General features: G+C 70.2%; 16 protein-coding genes and 1 tRNA gene. 9 read left to right on the forward strand and 8 right to left on the reverse strand.

Going from position 1 to position 18,029, the window contains the following annotated elements:
* Positions 1-27 precede the first annotated feature (27 nt).
* Both ACN6LB_RS00590 and ACN6LB_RS00595 read right to left on the reverse strand, forming a co-directional pair.
* The gene (locus tag ACN6LB_RS00590) at positions 28-477 is read right to left on the reverse strand and encodes a hypothetical protein (RefSeq protein WP_356144012.1); all 450 of its coding nucleotides are present in this window, start codon (positions 475-477) and stop codon (positions 28-30) included.
* Positions 478-701: 224 nt separating this feature from the next.
* Complete coding sequence (locus ACN6LB_RS00595) at positions 702-1,838, reverse strand: ABC transporter ATP-binding protein (protein ID WP_356144010.1); 1,137 nt, start codon at positions 1,836-1,838, stop codon at positions 702-704.
* Positions 1,839-2,079: 241 nt separating this feature from the next.
* Between ACN6LB_RS00595 and ACN6LB_RS00600 the strand changes: the two genes are divergently transcribed.
* A tRNA-Thr gene (locus ACN6LB_RS00600) sits at positions 2,080-2,153 on the forward strand.
* Positions 2,154-2,192: 39 nt separating this feature from the next.
* On the opposite strand, the gene ACN6LB_RS00605 is transcribed toward ACN6LB_RS00600, so the two are convergent.
* Entirely contained in the window at positions 2,193-3,110 is a 918-nt protein-coding gene (locus ACN6LB_RS00605) for an aminoglycoside phosphotransferase family protein (protein WP_445024073.1), read from the reverse strand.
* Between ACN6LB_RS00605 and ACN6LB_RS00610 the strand changes: the two genes are divergently transcribed.
* From ACN6LB_RS00610 to ACN6LB_RS00620, 3 genes are all read left to right on the forward strand, one after another.
* Positions 3,109-3,762, forward strand: coding sequence for a rhomboid-like protein (locus ACN6LB_RS00610; protein ID WP_356144006.1), 654 nt, complete (start codon positions 3,109-3,111; stop codon positions 3,760-3,762). The genes ACN6LB_RS00605 and ACN6LB_RS00610 overlap by 2 nt on opposite strands.
* 10 nt (positions 3,763-3,772) lie before the next feature.
* On the forward strand, positions 3,773-5,176 hold the full coding sequence (locus ACN6LB_RS00615; RefSeq protein WP_445024074.1) for an NAD(P)/FAD-dependent oxidoreductase: 1,404 nt from the start codon (positions 3,773-3,775) through the stop codon (positions 5,174-5,176).
* Positions 5,177-5,345: 169 nt separating this feature from the next.
* Positions 5,346-7,982, forward strand: a complete 2,637-nt coding sequence (locus ACN6LB_RS00620) for a glycosyl hydrolase (RefSeq protein WP_445024075.1) — start codon at positions 5,346-5,348, stop codon at positions 7,980-7,982.
* A gap of 68 nt (positions 7,983-8,050) precedes the next feature.
* Here the strand turns inward: ACN6LB_RS00620 and ACN6LB_RS00625 are convergent, their stop codons facing one another.
* The 3 genes from ACN6LB_RS00625 to ACN6LB_RS00635 form a co-directional block, all read right to left on the reverse strand.
* Positions 8,051-9,544, reverse strand: coding sequence for an MFS transporter (locus ACN6LB_RS00625; protein ID WP_445024076.1), 1,494 nt, complete (start codon positions 9,542-9,544; stop codon positions 8,051-8,053).
* A gap of 74 nt (positions 9,545-9,618) precedes the next feature.
* Positions 9,619-10,593, reverse strand: a complete 975-nt coding sequence (locus tag ACN6LB_RS00630; protein WP_445024077.1) for a zinc-binding dehydrogenase — start codon at positions 10,591-10,593, stop codon at positions 9,619-9,621.
* 74 nt (positions 10,594-10,667) lie between these two features.
* Positions 10,668-11,834 (reverse strand): FAD-dependent oxidoreductase, encoded by a 1,167-nt coding sequence (locus tag ACN6LB_RS00635; protein ID WP_445024078.1) that lies wholly within the window; start codon positions 11,832-11,834, stop codon positions 10,668-10,670.
* Positions 11,835-11,968: 134 nt separating this feature from the next.
* Between ACN6LB_RS00635 and ACN6LB_RS00640 the strand changes: the two genes are divergently transcribed.
* The 3 genes from ACN6LB_RS00640 (at position 11,969) to ACN6LB_RS00650 (ending at position 14,707) form a co-directional block, all read left to right on the forward strand.
* A complete protein-coding gene (locus ACN6LB_RS00640; RefSeq protein ID WP_445024079.1) occupies positions 11,969-12,658 on the forward strand; it encodes a pentapeptide repeat-containing protein in 690 nt (229 codons plus the stop codon).
* A gap of 253 nt (positions 12,659-12,911) precedes the next feature.
* Complete coding sequence (locus ACN6LB_RS00645) at positions 12,912-13,313, forward strand: hypothetical protein (protein WP_445024080.1); 402 nt, start codon at positions 12,912-12,914, stop codon at positions 13,311-13,313.
* Complete coding sequence (locus ACN6LB_RS00650) at positions 13,310-14,707, forward strand: hypothetical protein (protein ID WP_356143991.1); 1,398 nt, start codon at positions 13,310-13,312, stop codon at positions 14,705-14,707. The genes ACN6LB_RS00645 and ACN6LB_RS00650 overlap by 4 nt, the downstream gene beginning before the upstream one ends.
* Before the next feature lie 199 nt (positions 14,708-14,906).
* Here ACN6LB_RS00650 and ACN6LB_RS00655 read toward each other — a convergent pair whose 3' ends face one another.
* Positions 14,907-15,407 carry a hypothetical protein gene (locus ACN6LB_RS00655; RefSeq protein WP_445024081.1) on the reverse strand — a complete coding sequence of 167 codons (501 nt, stop codon included), beginning with the start codon at positions 15,405-15,407 and terminating at the stop codon, positions 14,907-14,909.
* Positions 15,408-15,526: 119 nt separating this feature from the next.
* On the opposite strand from ACN6LB_RS00655, the gene ACN6LB_RS00660 reads away from it, so the two are divergent.
* A complete protein-coding gene (locus ACN6LB_RS00660) occupies positions 15,527-16,939 on the forward strand; it encodes a M1 family metallopeptidase (RefSeq protein WP_445024082.1) in 1,413 nt (470 codons plus the stop codon).
* Positions 16,940-16,948: 9 nt separating this feature from the next.
* Here the strand turns inward: ACN6LB_RS00660 and ACN6LB_RS00665 are convergent, their stop codons facing one another.
* Entirely contained in the window at positions 16,949-17,461 is a 513-nt protein-coding gene (locus ACN6LB_RS00665; protein WP_445024083.1) for a GNAT family N-acetyltransferase, read from the reverse strand.
* Between the two features lie 103 nt (positions 17,462-17,564).
* Between ACN6LB_RS00665 and ACN6LB_RS00670 the strand changes: the two genes are divergently transcribed.
* Positions 17,565-18,029, forward strand: a complete 465-nt coding sequence (locus tag ACN6LB_RS00670) for a GNAT family N-acetyltransferase (RefSeq protein ID WP_445024084.1) — start codon at positions 17,565-17,567, stop codon at positions 18,027-18,029.

Raw genomic sequence — 18,029 nt, forward strand, 5'->3', positions numbered from 1 at the left:
GTTCCTTGATCAGCCGCTGCCCGCCGCTCAGCTCTGCCGGGCCGCGACGCCGGAGGCGAAGGCGGTGTCGCAGACGGGCCGGGCGTACGACTGGGCGCGGGTGGGCCCGTACACGCGGACCGCGGCGCGGCCGAGGGCGCGGGCGATGGAGACGCAGTGCTTCGTCAGTGACGGGTGACCGTTCACCGCCTCCTGGAGATGGGTGAGGGCGACGCCGGGGTTGTCCTCCTGGAGTTCCAGCAGGAGTCTGTCGCGCAGGACGTCCTGCGGGGCGCGGGACGAGGCGCGCGCGGACACGTCCTCGGAGGAGGCGGTGAGCACCGAGTCCGAGGAGTTCCCCGACCAGTTGACTCGGGTGACCGCGAGTGTCCCGGAGAGCACCAGGACGACAGGCAGAACGAGGGCGAGGGTGCGGCCGATCCGGCGGGCGGGGCCACGGCCATGCCGGGTCCGTTGGTTAGTGGTGGAGTGCTTCACGCGAGTGAGGGTAGCGCGGGGTGATGATTTGGCGACATTTAGTCACCAATTCGAGGGACGGGAAAGTGCCGAATTCGGGGTAGCGGGTTGACGTACACGTATCGAAATGACCGCTCTGCCGGGGTATTTGTCGACAACGAAGAAGGCCCCGCAGCAGGTTGCGGGGCCTTCTTCGTCAACTTGGGGGAATTCACCCCTTACGGGGGTGGGAGCGGCTCCGACGGTCAGTCGGTGAGGCGCTCGCCCGTGGAGGTCGAGAACACGTGGATCTCGCCCGGGCGCGGCACGACGTGCAGCGTGGCGCCCTTGTCCGGGACCGCGCGGCCGCTGACGCGGACGACCAGGTCCTTGAGGTCGTCACCGATCTTGGAGCTGCCGTAGACGTAACCGTCGGCGCCGAGCTCCTCGACGACGTTCACGGAGACGGCGAGACCGGCCGGGGCGTCCTCCGTCTCCTTGGTGAGCGTCTTCGCGGCAGCGCCGCCCTGCTCGACGATGTCGAAGTGCTCGGGACGGACGCCGACCGTGACGGTGCGGTCGCCCTTGTCCGCGGCGGCCGAGAGGGCCTCACGGCTGACCGGCACGACGCTGTTGCCGAACTTCACGCCACCGTCGGTGATCGGGACCTCGACGAGGTTCATGGCGGGAGAGCCGATGAACCCGGCGACGAAGAGGTTGGCGGGCCGGTCGTACATGTTGCGCGGCGAGTCGACCTGCTGGAGCAGACCGTCCTTCAGTACGGCCACACGGTCGCCCATCGTCATGGCCTCGACCTGGTCGTGGGTGACGTAGACGGTGGTGATGCCGAGGCGGCGCTGCAGCGACGCGATCTGCGTACGGGTGGAGACACGGAGCTTGGCGTCGAGGTTCGACAGCGGCTCGTCCATGAGGAACACCTGCGGCTCACGCACGATGGCGCGACCCATGGCGACACGCTGGCGCTGACCACCGGAGAGCGCCTTCGGCTTGCGGCCGAGGTAGTCGGTGAGGTCGAGGATCTTCGCCGCGTCCTCCACCTTCTGGCGGATCTCGGACTTGTTGACGCCGGCGATCTTGAGCGCGAAGCCCATGTTGTCGGCGACGGTCATGTGCGGGTACAGCGCGTAGTTCTGGAACACCATGGCGATGTCCCGGTCCTTGGGCGGCAGGTGCGTGACGTCGCGGTCGCCGATGCGGATGGCGCCGCCGTTCACGTCCTCGAGCCCCGCGAGCATACGGAGCGAGGTGGACTTGCCGCAGCCGGAGGGACCGACGAGGACGAGGAACTCGCCGTCCTCGATGTCGATCTCCAGAGCATCGACGGCGGGCTTCTCGGTGCCCGGGTAGATCCGGGTCGCCTTGTCGAACGAAACAGTGGCCATGGGTCTGAGGCCCCCTTCACCGGCAGGAACGTGCCGGACGATCCGTTGTAAAGGTGGTGATCCACTGCGAAACGGTTCACAGTGGTGTAGTCCACACGAGTGAACTGTCTCAGGACGCTACCTGGCGTTCATGTGTTCTGTCAGTACTCCAGGGCCAGTGAAGTTCGCCGAAATTTTCGACGGACCCCCCTGCCGACGTGGGTACACTGCACGGGCACACAGCCACCACGCGCGCGTGCACGCCTCCTTAGCTCAGATGGCCAGAGCAACGCACTTGTAATGCGTAGGTCGTCGGTTCGAATCCGACAGGGGGCTCTGTGGGGCCCAGGTCATAGGTTGTGACCTGGGCTTTTTTTAGTGGTTGCGCAGGTGGCGGGCGATTTCGAGGTGGTCCGGTGCCGGGGGGCGGCCGGACTCGGTCTCGCCCAGGGTGGTCTGGAGTACGCGGGCCAGGGTCCAGGACCGTGCTCGGGCCCGGTCGAGGGCGAGTACGTCGGTCATCGCGTCGAAGCGCCAGCGGATGTCGGCGGGGTCGAAGCGGTTGTCGAGGGCGGGGAAGAGTTCGAAGCCGGGGTCGCCGGAGAGCGGCTTGGGGTCGATGGCGAGCCAGGGGGCGCGGTCGGCGGCGAGGACGTTGTCGTAGTGGAGGTCCCAGTGCAGGAGGCGGTCGCCGGGGGTGTCCGCCACCTCGCGCAGGGCCGCGGCGCAGTCGGCGACCAGGCGGCGGTCGGAGGGGTCGGGGATCCGCGGGAGTGCGGCCGGGGTTCGTGCCAGCAGCGCCGTGGCGATGTCGCCGAGCCGCCGTAGCCCCGCCGGGGCCGGTACGGCGGTCAGGTGGGCCAGTAGCCGGGCGATGACGAGGACGGCCTCGCGGGCGTCGGGGAGGTGCGTCAGCATGCGGGCCGCGTCGAGCCGTTCGAGGAGGAGGGTGCCGGTCGGCTCGTCGTACTCCAGGAGTCGTACGGCACCGTCACCGGCCCAGACGCGCAGCGCGAGAGGCTCTCCCGCGGTCTCCTCGTCGAGGTGCTGGAGCTTGAGCACGGCCCTGCTGCCGTCGGTGCGGCGCACCGGGAGGACCAAGGCGCACATGCCGTACATCGACGGGCCGTCGAGGCGCAGTTCCCAGCGGTCGAGGAAGTCCGCCGCCCGGTGCGGGAGGGCCGCGATGAACGCGCGGCCCGCGTCTTTGTTGTACTCGTGCTGTGAGGCGATCAGTTCATCGGGAATGTCGATCACCCCTTCGACGCTACCCACGTGCGTGAATCGGGGCATGCGATTTCCGAGCGGCCCGCGGAAGGTGTGGGCGTACGTCCGCAGCGCCCCCGGGACGTACGTCTGGCTGGCGGTGCTGTTCGTGACGACGGTGGCCGTGCACCAGATGTCGCCGGAGTTCGAGGACGAGTTCCTGCGGCAGCGGTCCACGAACATCCACGAGTTGTCGAACAACCCGGTGCGGGTGCTGATCTCCAGTGCGATGTGGATCGACGGCGGGCACTGGATTCCGTACGCGGTGCTGTACACGGTGTTCCACGCGCAGGCGGAGCGGTGGCTCGGTACCGCGCGCTGGCTGGCGGTCTGCGCGGCCGCGCACGTGCTGGCCACGCTGGTGAGCGAGCTCGCGCTGCTGGATGCGATCCGGCGCGGGGCGGCGCCGCACTCGGCGGTCAACACCCTGGACATCGGGGTGAGTTACGCGCTGGCGGGTGTCGTCGCCGTGCTGGCGTACCGGATCGCGGCGCCGTGGCGGTATGTGTATCTGGGCGGGGTTCTGGTCGTGTACGCGGTGCCGCTGGCGACCAGCCGGACCTTCACCGATTTCGGGCACTTCCTCTCCGTGGTGATCGGTCTCGGCTGTTATCCGCTGGTCAGAGGGCGTGGAAAAGCATGGAATCCGAAGGAGACATGGGCGGTCCTGAGGGGTTAACGTCCGGGCCATGAGCAGCACGGCCACCACCGTCAACGGTGGAATCTCCTTCTGGTACGCGCAGGACGGCATCCCCGCGCCCCGCGAACCCCTGCCCGGTGACGCGAGCGCCGACGTCGTCATCGTCGGCGGCGGCTACACGGGCCTGTGGACGGCGTACTACCTGAAGAAGGCGGCACCGTTCCTGCGGATCACGGTCCTGGAGCAGAAGTTCTGCGGGTACGGCGCCTCGGGGCGCAACGGCGGCTGGCTCTACAACGGCATCGCGGGCCGTGACCGGTACGCGAAGCTGCACGGCCGCGAGGCCGCCGTACGCCTTCAGCAGGCCATGAACGAGACCGTCGGCGAGGTCGTCCGGGTTGCGGCGGACGAGGGCATCGACGCGGACATCCACCAGGGTGGCGTGCTGGAAGTGGCGTACACCCCCGCCCAGTTGGCCCGGCTCAAGGACTTCCACGCGACCGAGTCGGCGTACGGCGAGAAGGACCGTGAGCTGTACGGCGCGCGGGAGACCGCGGAGCGGATCCGGGTCGCGGACGCGGTCGGCTCCACATGGACCCCGCACGGGGCTCGGCTGCACCCGGTGAAGCTGCTGAAGGGGCTCGCGGCCGCCGTGGAGGCGCTGGGGGTCACGATCCACGAGCAGACGCCGGTGACGGAGATCCGCCCGAAGCACGCGGTGACGCCGTACGGCACTGTCCGGGCGCCCTATGTGCTGCGCTGCACCGAGGGCTTCACGGCCTCGATCAAGGGGCAGAAGCGGACCTGGCTGCCGATGAACTCGTCGATGATCGCGACCGAGCCGCTGACCGATGAGCAGTGGGCGGCGATCGGCTGGGAGGGCCGGGAGACGCTGGGCGACATGGCGCACGCGTACATGTACGCGCAGCGCACCGCCGACGGCCGGATCGCGCTGGGCGGCCGCGGCATCCCCTACCGCTTCGGTTCGCGGACGGACAACGACGGGCGGACGCAGCCGGCGACGATCGAGGCGCTGCGCGAGATCCTGGTCCGCTTCTTCCCCGCGCTGGCCGGCGTCGGTATCGAGCACGCCTGGTCGGGTGTGCTGGGCGTGCCGCGCGACTGGTGCGCCACGGTGACGCTGGATCGTTCCACGGGGCTCGGCTGGGCCGGCGGCTATGTCGGTTCCGGCGTCGCGACCACCAACCTCGCCGCCCGCACCCTGCGCGACCTCGTCCAGCAGGACTCGGGGCAGTCGGGGCCGACGGAGCTGACCGATCTCCCCTGGGTGAACCACAAGGTCCGCAACTGGGAGCCGGAGCCCTTCCGTTGGCTCGGCGTGCACGGCATGTACGCCACCTATCGGACGGCGGACCGCCGTGAACTGAGCACGCACAGCGCGGAGTCGTCACGGCTCGCACGGCTGGCGGACCGGGTGGCCGGGCGGCACTGAGCCCGCTGGGCGCGCCACCGAGGTCGCCCGGCCGTGTGGCGCGGCTGGTTCAGGACAAGCTTTGCGTTCTCATTGCCGTCTCACAGACCTCTCATAACTCCCTTCCCGTAAAAGCTGTGTGGCAGCTCGTGTCATGTACGCCAAGGCTTCCTCAGGGGAGGGCAGAACCATGGCAGCAGGTGGCCGACGAAGAAGACGCGCGTGGGCGGTGTTCGCCGCAACTGCCGCGCTGGGCCTGACGGTTACGCAGGCCCAGGCGGCGTCCGGCGGCGGAAACGACCCCTTCGGCGTTCGAACGCTCAGGCAACAGGCCCTTCTGCACCAGCAGAAGGGCCTGTCCGCGTTCGCGGAGGATCCGGGGGAGGAGGACGAGGACGAGTCGGGGAACATAGCCGAGCAGGCGGACCAGTACGCCGAGGCGCGGACCTCGCCGGGCATCGTGGCGCCGGGCGCCTACGGGGCGGCGTACGCCGAACTCTCCGATCTTCCGCACACCGGCGGGAGTTGGCGCGATCTGACGAAGCTGCCGTACGACTCCGACGACCCCCGCTACCGCGACATCAACTCCAACTCCAGCGGTGGCGCGGGCAGGGTCACCGGGCGGGTGACCGGGCTCGCGGCCGACAGCCACGGGTATGTGTACGCGGGCTCCGCCAACGGCGGTGTCTTCAGGTCCCGTTCGGGTGGCGGGCACTGGACGAACATCTCCGACCGGCTGCCCGCCCTGTCCACCGGCGATCTGCAGCTCGACGGCCGCGGCCGCCTCTGGTACGCCACCGGTGAGGCGAACACCAGCGCGACCTCGTTCCTCGGCACCGGGGTGTACGTCCTCGCCGATCCGCGAAAGGGCAGTTTCGGCCGCCATGACCGGGTCGGCGGCGACGAGTTGGAGTCGACGTCGATCAACGCGCTGCGGTTCGCCGGTTCCAAGGTGTGGGCGGCGACCACGCGCGGCGTGTGGAGCCACTCGACGAAGTCCCTGAAGGGCGCCTGGAAGCTGGAGTTCGCGCCCAACCCCGACTACCTGCCCGGCGGCCCGAAGGACGACGATCCCGACGCCGCGTACAAGAACATCACCAGCGACATCGCGATCGACCCGAAGAACCCGGGCAAGGTCGTGCTCGCCGTGGGCTGGCGCGGCGGCGACACGTACAACGGGTTCTACGCGAAGGGGGCGGGCGGCTGGGCGCGGCTGAGCGGTCTCGGTGACCTGCCGAGCAACAGCGAGGACGTCGGCAACGTCACCTTCGCGCGCAGCGCCGACGGCTCGCGCTACTACGCCATCGATCAGTCACCGGAGATGACGGCCGAGAACCCGGACAGCGGGCTGGAGGGCATCTTCGTCTCCAAGTCGGGCTCCCCGACCGGGCCTTGGACGAGGATCGCCGACTACGCGCAGCTGAGGGACTCGGGCTCGGCGCTGACGGGTGCGGGCTACCAGCCGGGTATCCAGGCCTGGTACAACCAGTTCCTCACCGTCGATCCGAAGAACCCCGACCATGTGTACGCGGGTCTGGAGGAGGTCTTCGAGACGAAGGACGGCGGGACGCACTGGACGACTCCGGGGCCGTACTGGAACTTCGGTTTCCCCTGCTGGTCCATCGACCCCTCGAAGCAGAGCGGCGACTGCCCGGCCACCACGCACCCCGACCAGCACGCGGTGACGATCGGGAGCAACGGGGGCAAGCCGTATGTGATCGTCGGCGACGACGGCGGCACCTACCGGCGGCCGGTGAGCGGTGCCGCGAACGCGGAGGGCCACGCCACCGACTGGCGTCCGCTCAACGACGGCACGATGGACGCGCTGCAGTACTACTCGGTGGGCGTCGGGGCCGATCCCGCCGGGCGCGGGCTCGCGATCACCGGCGGTCTGCAGGACAACGGGCAGTCGATGCTGCGTCCCGGCGACCGGGTGATGGGCTCCAACTTCGGTGGTGACGGCGGCGATTCGCTCGCCGACCCGGCCAACGGCTGCAACATCGCGCAGGAGTACGTGTATCTGGCGGTCTCGGTCACCAACAACTGTGCGGTGAACGACGGGAGTTGGGTCACCGATCCGTCGAAGGCGACCTCCTGGTCCGTGGCGCCGCCGGACAGCGCGACCGGCGAGGCCCGCTTCATCGCCCCGCTGAACGCCGACATCAAGAACAAGAACACCTGGGTCGCGGGCGGCCGGCACGTGTGGATCAACAGTCACGGGTACGCGATCCGCAGCGGTGGCGAGTGGTTCGGGGCGTACGACCTGGGCGAGGGGCACACGGCCACGGCCGTCGCCTCCTCCGGCGGCAAGGTGTACGCGGCCTGGTGCGGCCCGTGCAACAACCAGGGCTTCACCCGGGGCATCGCGGTCGGCAACGCCGACGGCACCGGCTGGCACCAGCTGACGCTGCCGGTGGACGGGACCGTCCCCAACCGCTATCTGTCCGGGTTCGCCATCGACCCCGACGACAGCGGCCATGTCCTCCTCGCGGTCAACGGCTTCTCCCGGAAGTGGACCGAGGGGCCGGGCGCGGGTGTCGGTCACCTGTTCGAGACGAAGAACGGCGGGGTCAGCTGGAAGGACGTCTCCGGGAACCTGCCGGACGTGCCCGCCAACTCGGTGGCCCTGCTGAAGGGCGGGACCGTCGCGGTCGGCACCGACCTCGGGGTTCTGGTGCGGAGCTCGTCCCGCTCCGGCTGGAAGGCCGCCGGGGACAACCTGCCCACGACGGCCGTGCTGCAACTGCGCACCGGCCCCGACGGGCGGCTGTACGCGGCCACGCACGGGCGAGGCATCTGGGCGATCGACGCACGCAAGCTGCGCTGATCGCGGATCCCGGGTGAGTGAGGGGCAGGGGCGGAGTCCTGTGCGGGCTCCACCCCTGCCCCGACCGGCTAACCCACCGACTCGGGTACGGGCGCCCCGGCCGCCGGCGCGTGCTTGGGGGCCTTCGCCGTCACCATGAGGCCCGCGATCAGGCCGGCCAGGAGCAGGATGCCGACGGCCCACCACAGGGCGACCGTGTAGCCGTGCACCACGCCCTCGCGGATGATCAGGTCCCGGTGGGCGGGGCCCCGGAGGTGGGCGGCGACGTAGGCGGTGCTGCTGGTGGTGGCGATGGTGTTCAGCAGCGCCGTACCGATCGAACCACCCACCTGCTGCGAGGTGTTGACGGTCGCGGAGGTCACGCCCGCGTCCTGCGGGGCGACCCCGGCGGTGGCGGTGGCGAACACCGGCATGAAGGTGAGGCCCATGCCGAGGCCCATCAGGAGCAGGCCGGGCAGCAGATGGGTCGCGTACGAGGAGTCGACTTCGAGCTGGGTGAAGACCAGCATGCCGCTCGCCGCGAGGATCATGCCGGGGACCATCAGCATGCGCGGCGCGACATGGTTCATCAGCCGGGCCGAGATCTGCGTCGAGCCGATGATGATCGCGACCGTCAGGGGCAGGAACGCCATGCCCGTCTTCACGGGCGAGTAGCCGAGGATGACCTGGAGGTAGTAGGTCATGAAGAGGAACATGCCGAACATGCCGATGACGGCGAGACCCATGGTCAGGAAGCAGCCGGCGCGGTTGCGGTCCTTGATGATGTGCAGCGGCAGCAGCGGGCTCGGCGCCCGGGTCTGCCACCACACGAAGGTCGAGAGCAGGACGACGCCGATGGCGAACATCGTGACGACGAGGGGGTCGCTCCAGCCGCGCGGTTCGGCCTCGCTGAAGCCGTAGACGATCGCGACGAGGCCGCCGCAGCCCATCAGGGCACCGGGTACGTCGAGGCGGGCGCCCGTGTGGCCCGGGCGGTCGTGGAGCAGGGCGAGGGCGCCGAAGACGGCGATGACCGCGATGGGGATGTTGACGTACAGGCACCAGCGCCAGTTCAGGTACTCCGTCAGCAGGCCGCCCGCGATGAAGCCGATCGCGGAGCCGCTGCCGGCCAGGGCGCCGTAGATCCCGAAGGCCTTTCCGCGCTCCTTCGGGTCGGTGAACGTGGTCGTGAGCAGGGAGAGGGCGGAGGGCGCGAGGACGGCGGCGAAGGCGCCCTGGAGGGCGCGGGCGCCGAAGAGCATGCCGGACGAGGTGGCCGCGCCGCCGAGCGCCGAGGCCCCGGCGAAGCCGATGAGTCCGATGATGAAGGTGCGCTTGCGGCCGACGAGGTCGGCGATGCGGCCGCCGAGCAGGAGAAGTCCGCCGAAGGCCAGGGTGTAGGCGGTGATGACCCACTGGCGGTTGCCGTCGGACATGCCCAGCGCGCGCTGGGCGGAGGGGAGCGCGATGTTCACGATCGTCGCGTCCAGCACCACCATCAGCTGCGCGAGGGCGATGATCACCAGACCCCACCAGCGGCGGGGGTCGGCGCCCTCGGGTTCGCCCGTTCGGGTGACGCTCACCTGGCCAGAAGACCATGAATCGGAATGCGTCGCATCTTCAGTACGTATCGCATCTTTGGGCGTGGATGGGTTCTTCACGGCTCCAATACCACCTTTCCGATCGTGTTCCTGTTTTCGAGGGCCCGGTGAGCGGCGGCGGCCTCGGCGAGGGGGAAGCGCTGTACGGCGGGGGTGAGGCGGCCGGCGGCGGCCTCGGTGAGGGCGCGCAGTTCCAGCGTGCGTACGGGGTCGGGGCCGCCGGCCTTGCCGAGCATCACGGGGCCGAGTACCTGCTCGGACACGCCGTCGATCAGCAGGGGCCGCCCCTGGGAGACGCCCTGGGCGGACCAGCCGAAGACCAGGTGCTTGCCGCCGGGGCCGAGGAGGCCGACCGCGGCCTCGGCGACCTCGCCGCCGACGCCGTCGAGGACGAGGTCGACCCGGCCTCGGTATTCGCTGGCCTGTTCGACCCAGCTCGGGTCGGTGTAGTCGAGCGCGAGGTCGGCGCCGTTCGCGCGGACACGGGCCACCTTCTCCGGGCCGCCCGCGAGGCCGATCACGGTGGCGCCCGCGTGCTTCGCGTACTGCACGAGGAGGGTGCCGACACCGCCCGCGGCGGCGGGGATGACGACCACGGAAGCGGGGCCCAGCGGCGCGAACTGCAGGATCCCCATCGTCGTACGCCCTGTGCCGATCATGGCGACGGCCTCGGCGAAGTCGAGGTTCTCCGGGATCTCATGCAGGCGTTCGACGTTCGTGACGGCCAGCTCGGCGTAGCCGCCGGGAGCGAAGCCGAGGTGGGCGACGACGCGCTTGCCGAGCCACAGGTCGGCGACCCCCTCACCGAGGGACTCGACCGTGCCGGCCACCTCGCGGCCCGGGACCGTCGGCAGGACGGTGGGCGCCGGGGCCGGGCCCTGCGCGCCCTCGCGCAGCGCGGCGTCGAGGAGGTGCACGCCCGCCGCGGACACGGCGATCCGGACCTGGCCGGGGCCCGGCTCGGGGTCCTCGGTCTTCTCGTAGGTGAGGTTCTCGGCCGGTCCGAAGGTGTGCAGGCGGACGGCGTGCATGGTGGGGCTCCCTCTTTGGTGGTCCCGGTTGCCGGATGGCGGTTCCTCGTTCGCAGGAGGCCCACTCTTCAACCTCAAGCTCGCTTGAGGTCAAGGCGTTCCCGGATCCTGAGCGCCAGCGCCACGGCCTCCACGGCGCTGTTGAACGACACCTCCGACAGCACACCAGGGGCGGCTACCTGATCTCCCGCCAGATACACCCCGTCGCCGCGCTCGATCCGGGGCCGGTCGCGCCAGCTGGTGCCGGGCGGATCGACCGCGCCCGTACGCCCCTGCGCGAGGGCCTCCCGACGCCAGGTCACGCGCTCGCGCCAGCCCTCGAACGCGAGGTCGAGAAGGTGCTCCGCGCGCGCGATGCCGTCCGCCCGGGACTCGTGCGGTGCGATCGGGAACTGGCCCTGGATGAGCTGCTCGCCGGCCGGGGCGAGGGTGTGGTCCTGGGCGGTGAACCGTTCGATCCAGCCGGGCGCGTCCAGGTCGGAGACGGCGAACGCGTCACCGCGGCGCGTGCGGACGGCGAGGTCGATGAGGGCGGTGCGTCCGCCGGTCCAGGTGAGGGAGTCGTCCTTGAGGAGGCGGCGGGCGGCGTCGAGGGAGGTGGCGACGATGACGGGCCCCTGGTCGACGGGAAGGGTGTCGACCCTGGACAGGGTCTCCATGCGGACGCCGAGATTCCAGGCGCGGGCCGCCATCTTGTCGATGACGCTCGCCCAGCCGCCGCGCGGGTAGTGCGCCTCCGGGGGCAACTTCGTGGCGCGGCGCAGGCGTTCCTGCACGAAGGCCGCGGAGAGGGAGCCGGGGTCGTGGTGGAAGAGGGCGACGGCGGAGTAGTGCGCTGCGGCGCGGGCGCCCTCCTCGCCCGCCTGCCTGCTCGCCCAGGTCATGAAGTCGACGTCGACGGGCGCCTGTTGGGCCGTACGGCGGAGCAGCTTGAGCATCGCGAAGGGCGGGGTGCGGCGCAGGGCCCCCTTGTGGTGCAGCCGGAGCCGGGCCGCCTCCAGGGGTGGGATGGGCGCGAGCGGGCCGATCAGGTCGCGCTGCTTGAGCCAGGTCCAGTGCGGGCCGCCGCTGTAGAGGGCGTGCGGCCCCTCGTTCGTGCGGTACGGCCCCTCGGCGGTGCGGGCCCGGCCGCCGAGGGTGTGGTGCGCCTCGTACACGGTGACCTTGGCGCCCGCCTCGGCGGCGGTTATGGCCGCGGTGAGTCCGGCGAAGCCGCCGCCGATGACGGTGATGCGGTGCATGGCTGGGGGTCTCCCTGTCGTCCGGATGCGTTGCCTTCCTGCAGTACTGACTGATTACGGCACCCGGAATGTGACATGGGCCGCGAACGGGCAGGTCAGGGCGGGTTGTCAGTGCTGGGGTGCAGCATGGGGGCATGGTGAGGCGAGCAGCAGGTGGGACCAGGGTGAAGGGGGCGCGGCGGCCGGAGGTGCGGCTGCCGCCCCTCGATCCGTACGACGGCTCGGAGCTGGAGCCCGACGGGGACTACGACGGGCTGGAGTTCCAGGAGGCGGACTTCGCGGGGCAGGACGGCGGGGGCGCCCGCTTCATGGACTGCGCGCTGAGAGGGTGCGCGCTGGACGAGACGCGACTGCACCACGCGCGCGTGCTGGACTCCGTGCTGACGGGCATACGGGGTGTCGGCACCGACCTCGCCGAGTCCACGCTGCGTGACGTCGAGCTGGTGGACGCCCGGCTGGGCGGGGTGCAGCTGCACGGCTCCGTGCTGGAGCGGGTGCTCATCCGCGGCGGGAAGATCGACTATCTGAACCTGCGCCGGGCCCGTCTCAAGGACGTCGTCTTCGAGGGGTGCGTCCTGGTCGAGCCGGACTTCGGGGGTGCCCGGCTGGAGCGCGTGGAGTTCGTGGACTGCGTGCTGAAGGGGGCCGACCTCAGCGCGGCGACGCTGGTCGACGTGGACCTGCGCCGTGCGGCCGAGCTGGAGATCGCGCGCGGCGTGGACCGGCTGGCGGGGGCGGTGATCAGCCCGAGCCAACTGCTGGACCTGGCGCCGGTGCTGGCCGCGGAGATGGGGGTGCGGGTGGAGGCGCTCGGTCAGGAGTGACGGCCTGCGCGGTGGAGGAGCGAGCCGCGGCTGCATGTGAGCCGCACAGCGATGTGATCCGCATAGCGATCTGAATTGACTGACTCGGCGGCTGTTCCGGTCCATTTTCTTGGCTTATTGACAGAATTTACCGGCTTAGTTGAATTCAATGCTTGTCGCATGAATTGCCATTACGCTCTGCAGTTCTCGGGCGCCCGGAACCACGCGTTCCTGGCGTCTGTGACCAAGGGGAACAGCAGGGGGGAACATCGGCATGGCTACCTTCAATCAGACGGGCCAGACGGTCGGGAACCAGGTCAACGCCGAGACGGTGACCGTGAAGGACTTCGGGGGGACCGGAGGGGTGCAGGGGGGCGGTTCGGGGGACGCGGCATTGCGGGAGGTGTTCGCCGAGCTGCTCGATGCGTTGGGGAAGCTGCATCGCGAGAAGGGGATCGACGACGAGACGTACGCGGGCGCGGTCGGCGTGCTCGGGGAGGCGCAGCGGGCCGAGGCCGCCGAAGCGGGTGATCCGGCCGCCGAGCAGGTCAAGAAGCGTCGGCTCACCGTTCTGGTCGAGCGACTGAGCGCGGCGCTCGCCGGTGTGAGCGCCCTCGCGCCACTCATCGGCCAAGCGGAAGGCCTGGTCAGGGCGTTGTTCGGGGGGCAGGCATGACCAGCTACGACCAGCAGGGGCAGCACGTCGGCAATCAGTTCAACGCGGACACGTTCAACTTCCACTTCGGCAAGGACGAGAACCACCGCTATCTCGGCATCCAGGCGCTGCAAGCCCGGCTGTACCCGGAGGCGGAGGCCCGCTTCCGCAAGGCGATCGAGCAGGGCGACGCGGACGGTGACCTGCGCTACTACCTCGCCCTCGCCATGCTCGCGGGCCGCACCCCGCGCACCGTCGACGGGCCCACGGTCCGCTCCGTCGAGGAGCAGCTGCAGGCGGCCGTGCGCGCACCCGGTGCCCGCCCGCACGCCTACGCGCTGTGGGCCGTCCTGCGCGACGACCACTACGAGGGCCAGGGACGGGCGTACGAGTCGCCGACCCCGCGCGAACTGATGGCCTCCGCCGACGACGCCGACGTACGGCACATCATGGAGATCGTCACGCTCGTCGAGGCGACGGAGTCCGCGGTGTGGCGCGCCCTCGTCGAGCGGGTCGGGGTGGCGCCGCTGCCGCAGTCGGGCCGGCACCGCGAACCCCGGGGCCGCAACACCGAGCGCGCGAAGCTCATGCGGAAGTACTTCACCCCGGTGCCCGAACCGCTGGACGCGAGCACCGACCAGGCGCTCATGCTGGGCGGCGGCGGTGGCGCCGTCATCGGACTGATCACCCTGATCGCCGCCTCCGGCGGCGGCGCGTTCCTCGGGTTCGTGCTGCTGGTCGCGGGCGCGATCGTCGGAGTGAAGGCGGCGGGCCGGTACCTGGAGAAAAAGAAGGAGTACGACACGGCGTGGGAGGCGAGCCACCCGCGGCCCACCGACGCGCAGGTCGCGCAGTGGTTCGACGAGGACAAGGCGTTCGTCGCCCAGCACGCGCACCAGCGGATGAACATCTCCGGCCTGAAGCTGGTCACCCGGCTGGTGCCGCTGTACGGGCAGGACGTCAACTCCGAGATCCAGGTCGGCGGGGACGGGATCGTCCGCTTCTCCCGCTACCGGGCCGTGCTGGTCGCGATGACCGAGTCCCACCTCAGCGCCTGTCTGTGCACATGGGACTTCGTCACCGGCGAACTGCTGGAGGACAAGACGTACGAGTACTACTACCGCGACATCGTCTCCCTCACCACGCACACCAACCACCGGTCGGGCAACGCCCTGCGCGGGGACCTGAACGAGTCCTCCAGGAACAGTCGGCGCTACCAGGTCACGCAGGCCCGTGAGTTCCGGCTGGAGGTGGCGAGCGGAAACGGCATCGAAGTCGTCACGCATGTGAGCATCGCCATGGAGGACGGCTCGGACGAGACGGGCGGCCTGTCTCCCTCCATCCCCGAGTCGGGCGAGGGCGACGCCCTCAAGGCGATCCACGCCCAGCTCCGCCTGAGGAAGGGCGAACGCTGAGGCCCGCACCCCGGACAGGGCTCCCGGAAGGGTTCTAGGGGGTGATTTGCAAGTCCCGCACAGCACCCGCGGCGCCCGGCACGCACCCTCGCCGCACCGGCCGAAGTCCCAAGTACGTCCAGTACGAGGGCCTTCGTCCGGCACGCCGAGGGCACGCACCGAACACCGCGGGCACCGCACAGGACTTTCAAAACACCCCCTAGCTCACCCGGGGATACCGCGCCTGGAGTGTCCAGATCGCCGGGTTCTCGGCGAGGTCGTCGTGCAGGTCCGTGAGGTCCGCGAGCAGGTCGTGCAGGAAGTCGCGGGCCTCACGGCGGAGTTCGGCGTGGGAGAAGGTCAGCGGCGCCTCGTCCCGGTGCATCCAGTCCGCCTCGACGTCCACCCAGCCGAAACGGCGCTCGAAGAGCATGCGGTCCGTCGACTCGGTGAAGTCGAGCTCCGCGTGCTGAGGGCGGGAGGCCCGGCTGCCGCGCGGGTCGCGGTCGATCTGCTCGACGATGTCGCACAGCGCCCACGCGAAGTCGAGCACCGGCACCCATCCCCAGGCTGTGGACAGCTCCCGGTCCGCCTTGGTGTCAGCGAGGTAGACGTCACCGCAGAACAGGTCGTGGCGCAGGGTGCGGACGTCCGCGCGCCGGTAGTCCGTCTGCGGCGGGTCCGGGAAGCGGTTGGAGAGGGCGTAGCCGATGTCGAGCACGTAGGTGATGGTGTCACGGGCGCCCGATGCCCACGGCGCGGCCCGGCGCGCTGTTCATATGACCCGAAGATCGGGCGAACATCCGTAGTCCGGGCAACCGTCCGCTTAGGATCACGGGCGTGCCCCGATCATCCGCCGCCGCTCCCTTCGCCGTGTCCCTGACACTCTGCCTCGGCCTCGCCGCATGCGGCGGCGGTGGTGTGCACGGCACTCCCGGCGCCGCCGGCGTCCGCGACCCGTACTTCCCGAAGGCCGGCAACGGCGGCTACGACGTCACGCACTACACCCTGGCCCTCGCCTACGACCCCGAGGCGCACAAGCTCACCGGCACCGCCGAGATCACGGCGCGTGCCACCCAGGACCTCAGCGCGTTCGACCTCGACCTGAAGGGGCTGGACGTCGGCGGCGTCACCGTCGAGGGGCGGGGCGCCCGCTGGAACCGCAGCGGCCAGGAGCTGACAGTGCGCCCGCACGAGGACCTCGACAAGGGCGAGACCTTCCGTACGACGGTCCGCTACTCGGGCAGGCCGCCGACGATCACCGACGCGGACGGTTCGAAGGAGGGCTGGCTGCCGACCGCCGACGGCGCGGTGGGCCTCGGCGAGCCGACCGGGTCCATGGCCTGGTTCCCCGGCAACAACCACCCCTCCGACAAGGCGACGTACGACATCGCGGTGACCGTGCCGAAGGGACTGACGGCCGTCTCCAACGGGGAGCCCGCAGGCGAGTCGACCAAGAAGGGCCGTACGACCTTCCGTTGGCACACCGCCGAGCCGATGGCGAGCTATGTCGCCACGGTCGCGATCGGCAGGTACAAGGTGAGCCGCTCGGCGACGAAGGACGGGCTTCCCTTGTACGTCGCCGTGGACCCGACCCAGGTGAAGGCGAGCGCGAAGGTGCTGGCGAAGATCCCCGAGATCCTGGCGTGGGAGAAGTACAACTTCGGCGCGTACCCCTTCACTTCGGCCGGTGCGATCGTCGACCGCCCGGACGACGCGGGCTACGCCCTGGAGACCCAGAACCGCCCCTTCTTCCCCGGCGCCCCGGACACCGGCACCCTCGTCCACGAACTCGCCCACCAGTGGTACGGCGACTCGGTCACCCCGAAGAGCTGGCGCGACATGTGGCTGAGCGAGGGCTTCGCCACGTACGCGGAGTGGCTGTGGCAGGAGGACCACGACGGCGACACGGCCGACGAGATCTTCAACTCCCTCTACAAGGGCGACTATTACGACGCGAAGGAGGACAACGAGGCCATCTGGGCCTTCCCGCCCGGGAAACCCTCCGGCGCAGCCCACATCTCCGACCCGCCCGTCTACGACCGCGGTGCGATGGTCCTCCACAAGATCCGCGAGACCGTCGGCGATGCCAGGTTCTACGACATCATCCAGGGCTGGGCCGCAGCCCACCGCCACGGCAACGCGGACACGGCCGACTTCACGGCCTACGTCGAGAAGACGGCACCCGGCAAGGACTTCACGAAGATCTGGGACGACTGGCTGTACGGGGAGGGGAAGCCGAGCCGTCCCTGACCGAACGCTTCACAGGGACTTGCGCAACACCGCGCAGGGGCGGCCCAGTTGGAGGTCCCTGCGGTGCCCGATGACCTCGTAGCCGAGGGTGGTCCAGAAGGCGAGAGCCCTCGGGTTGTTGTCGAGGACGGCGAGGCGTACGGCGGTCCGGCCGGCGCTTTGGAAGCGGTTCTCGACGAGGGTCGCCAACTCCCTGCCGTAGCCCTTGCGCTGCTCGTCCGCGGCCACGAGGAGCAGGCCGATCCACGGGTCGGGATCCGCCGGGTCGGGATGGTGCGCGAGGGTGATGGCGACCCCGACGAGCCGCCCGGCGGCGCGGGCGAGCAGGACGTCCACGTGCGGATTCGCCAACTCCTCGGCGAGAGCGGCCGCGACCTGCTCCGGCCGGATGTCGTCCGAGTCCGGGAAGTCGCCGCTCAGGGCCTGGAACTCCCGCTGGGAGGCGTAGAGCGCGGTGAGTTCCGTGAGCAGCGGGGCCGGGATGTCGTGGTCGGGGGTGAGGGGGAGTGAGTCCAGGCGCATGGGGCGGAGGGTAGCCAACGGGCGCGGGCGCCTGGGCGGTGGAGGTGGCGGTGGGTCGAAACCGGGGTGCGGGTTCGGCGGTGACGTGCGATCGTCCTCCGCTGTGAACAGCGATGATCTGACCATTCGTCGTGCGCGGGACTCCGACGCGCGCGCGGCGGCCGACGTGTGGCTGCGTTCCTTCGGCGCCGCGCTGCCTTCCGTGCGGCGCGCGCACACGGACGACGAGGTGCGGGACTGGTTCTCGTACGTGGTCGTGCCGCGGTACGAGACATGGGTGGCGGCCGACGAGGCCGGTGTGGTGGGGCTGCTGGTGCTCGACGACGGGGAGTTGGAGCAGCTCTACCTCGACCCGTCGTGGCGCGGACGCGGACTGGGCGACCGGTTCGTCACGCTGGCCAAGGAGCGGCGCCCGGAGGGGCTCGAACTGTGGACGTTCCAGGTCAACGGGGCGGCGCAGCGGTTCTACGAGCGGCACGGCTTCGTCGAGACCGAACGCACGGACGGGCTGCGCAACGAGGAGAAGGAGCCGGACGTCCGGTACGTCTGGCAGCCGGAGCGGCCATAG

This window comes from Streptomyces sp. SAS_270 (genome assembly GCF_052543295.1).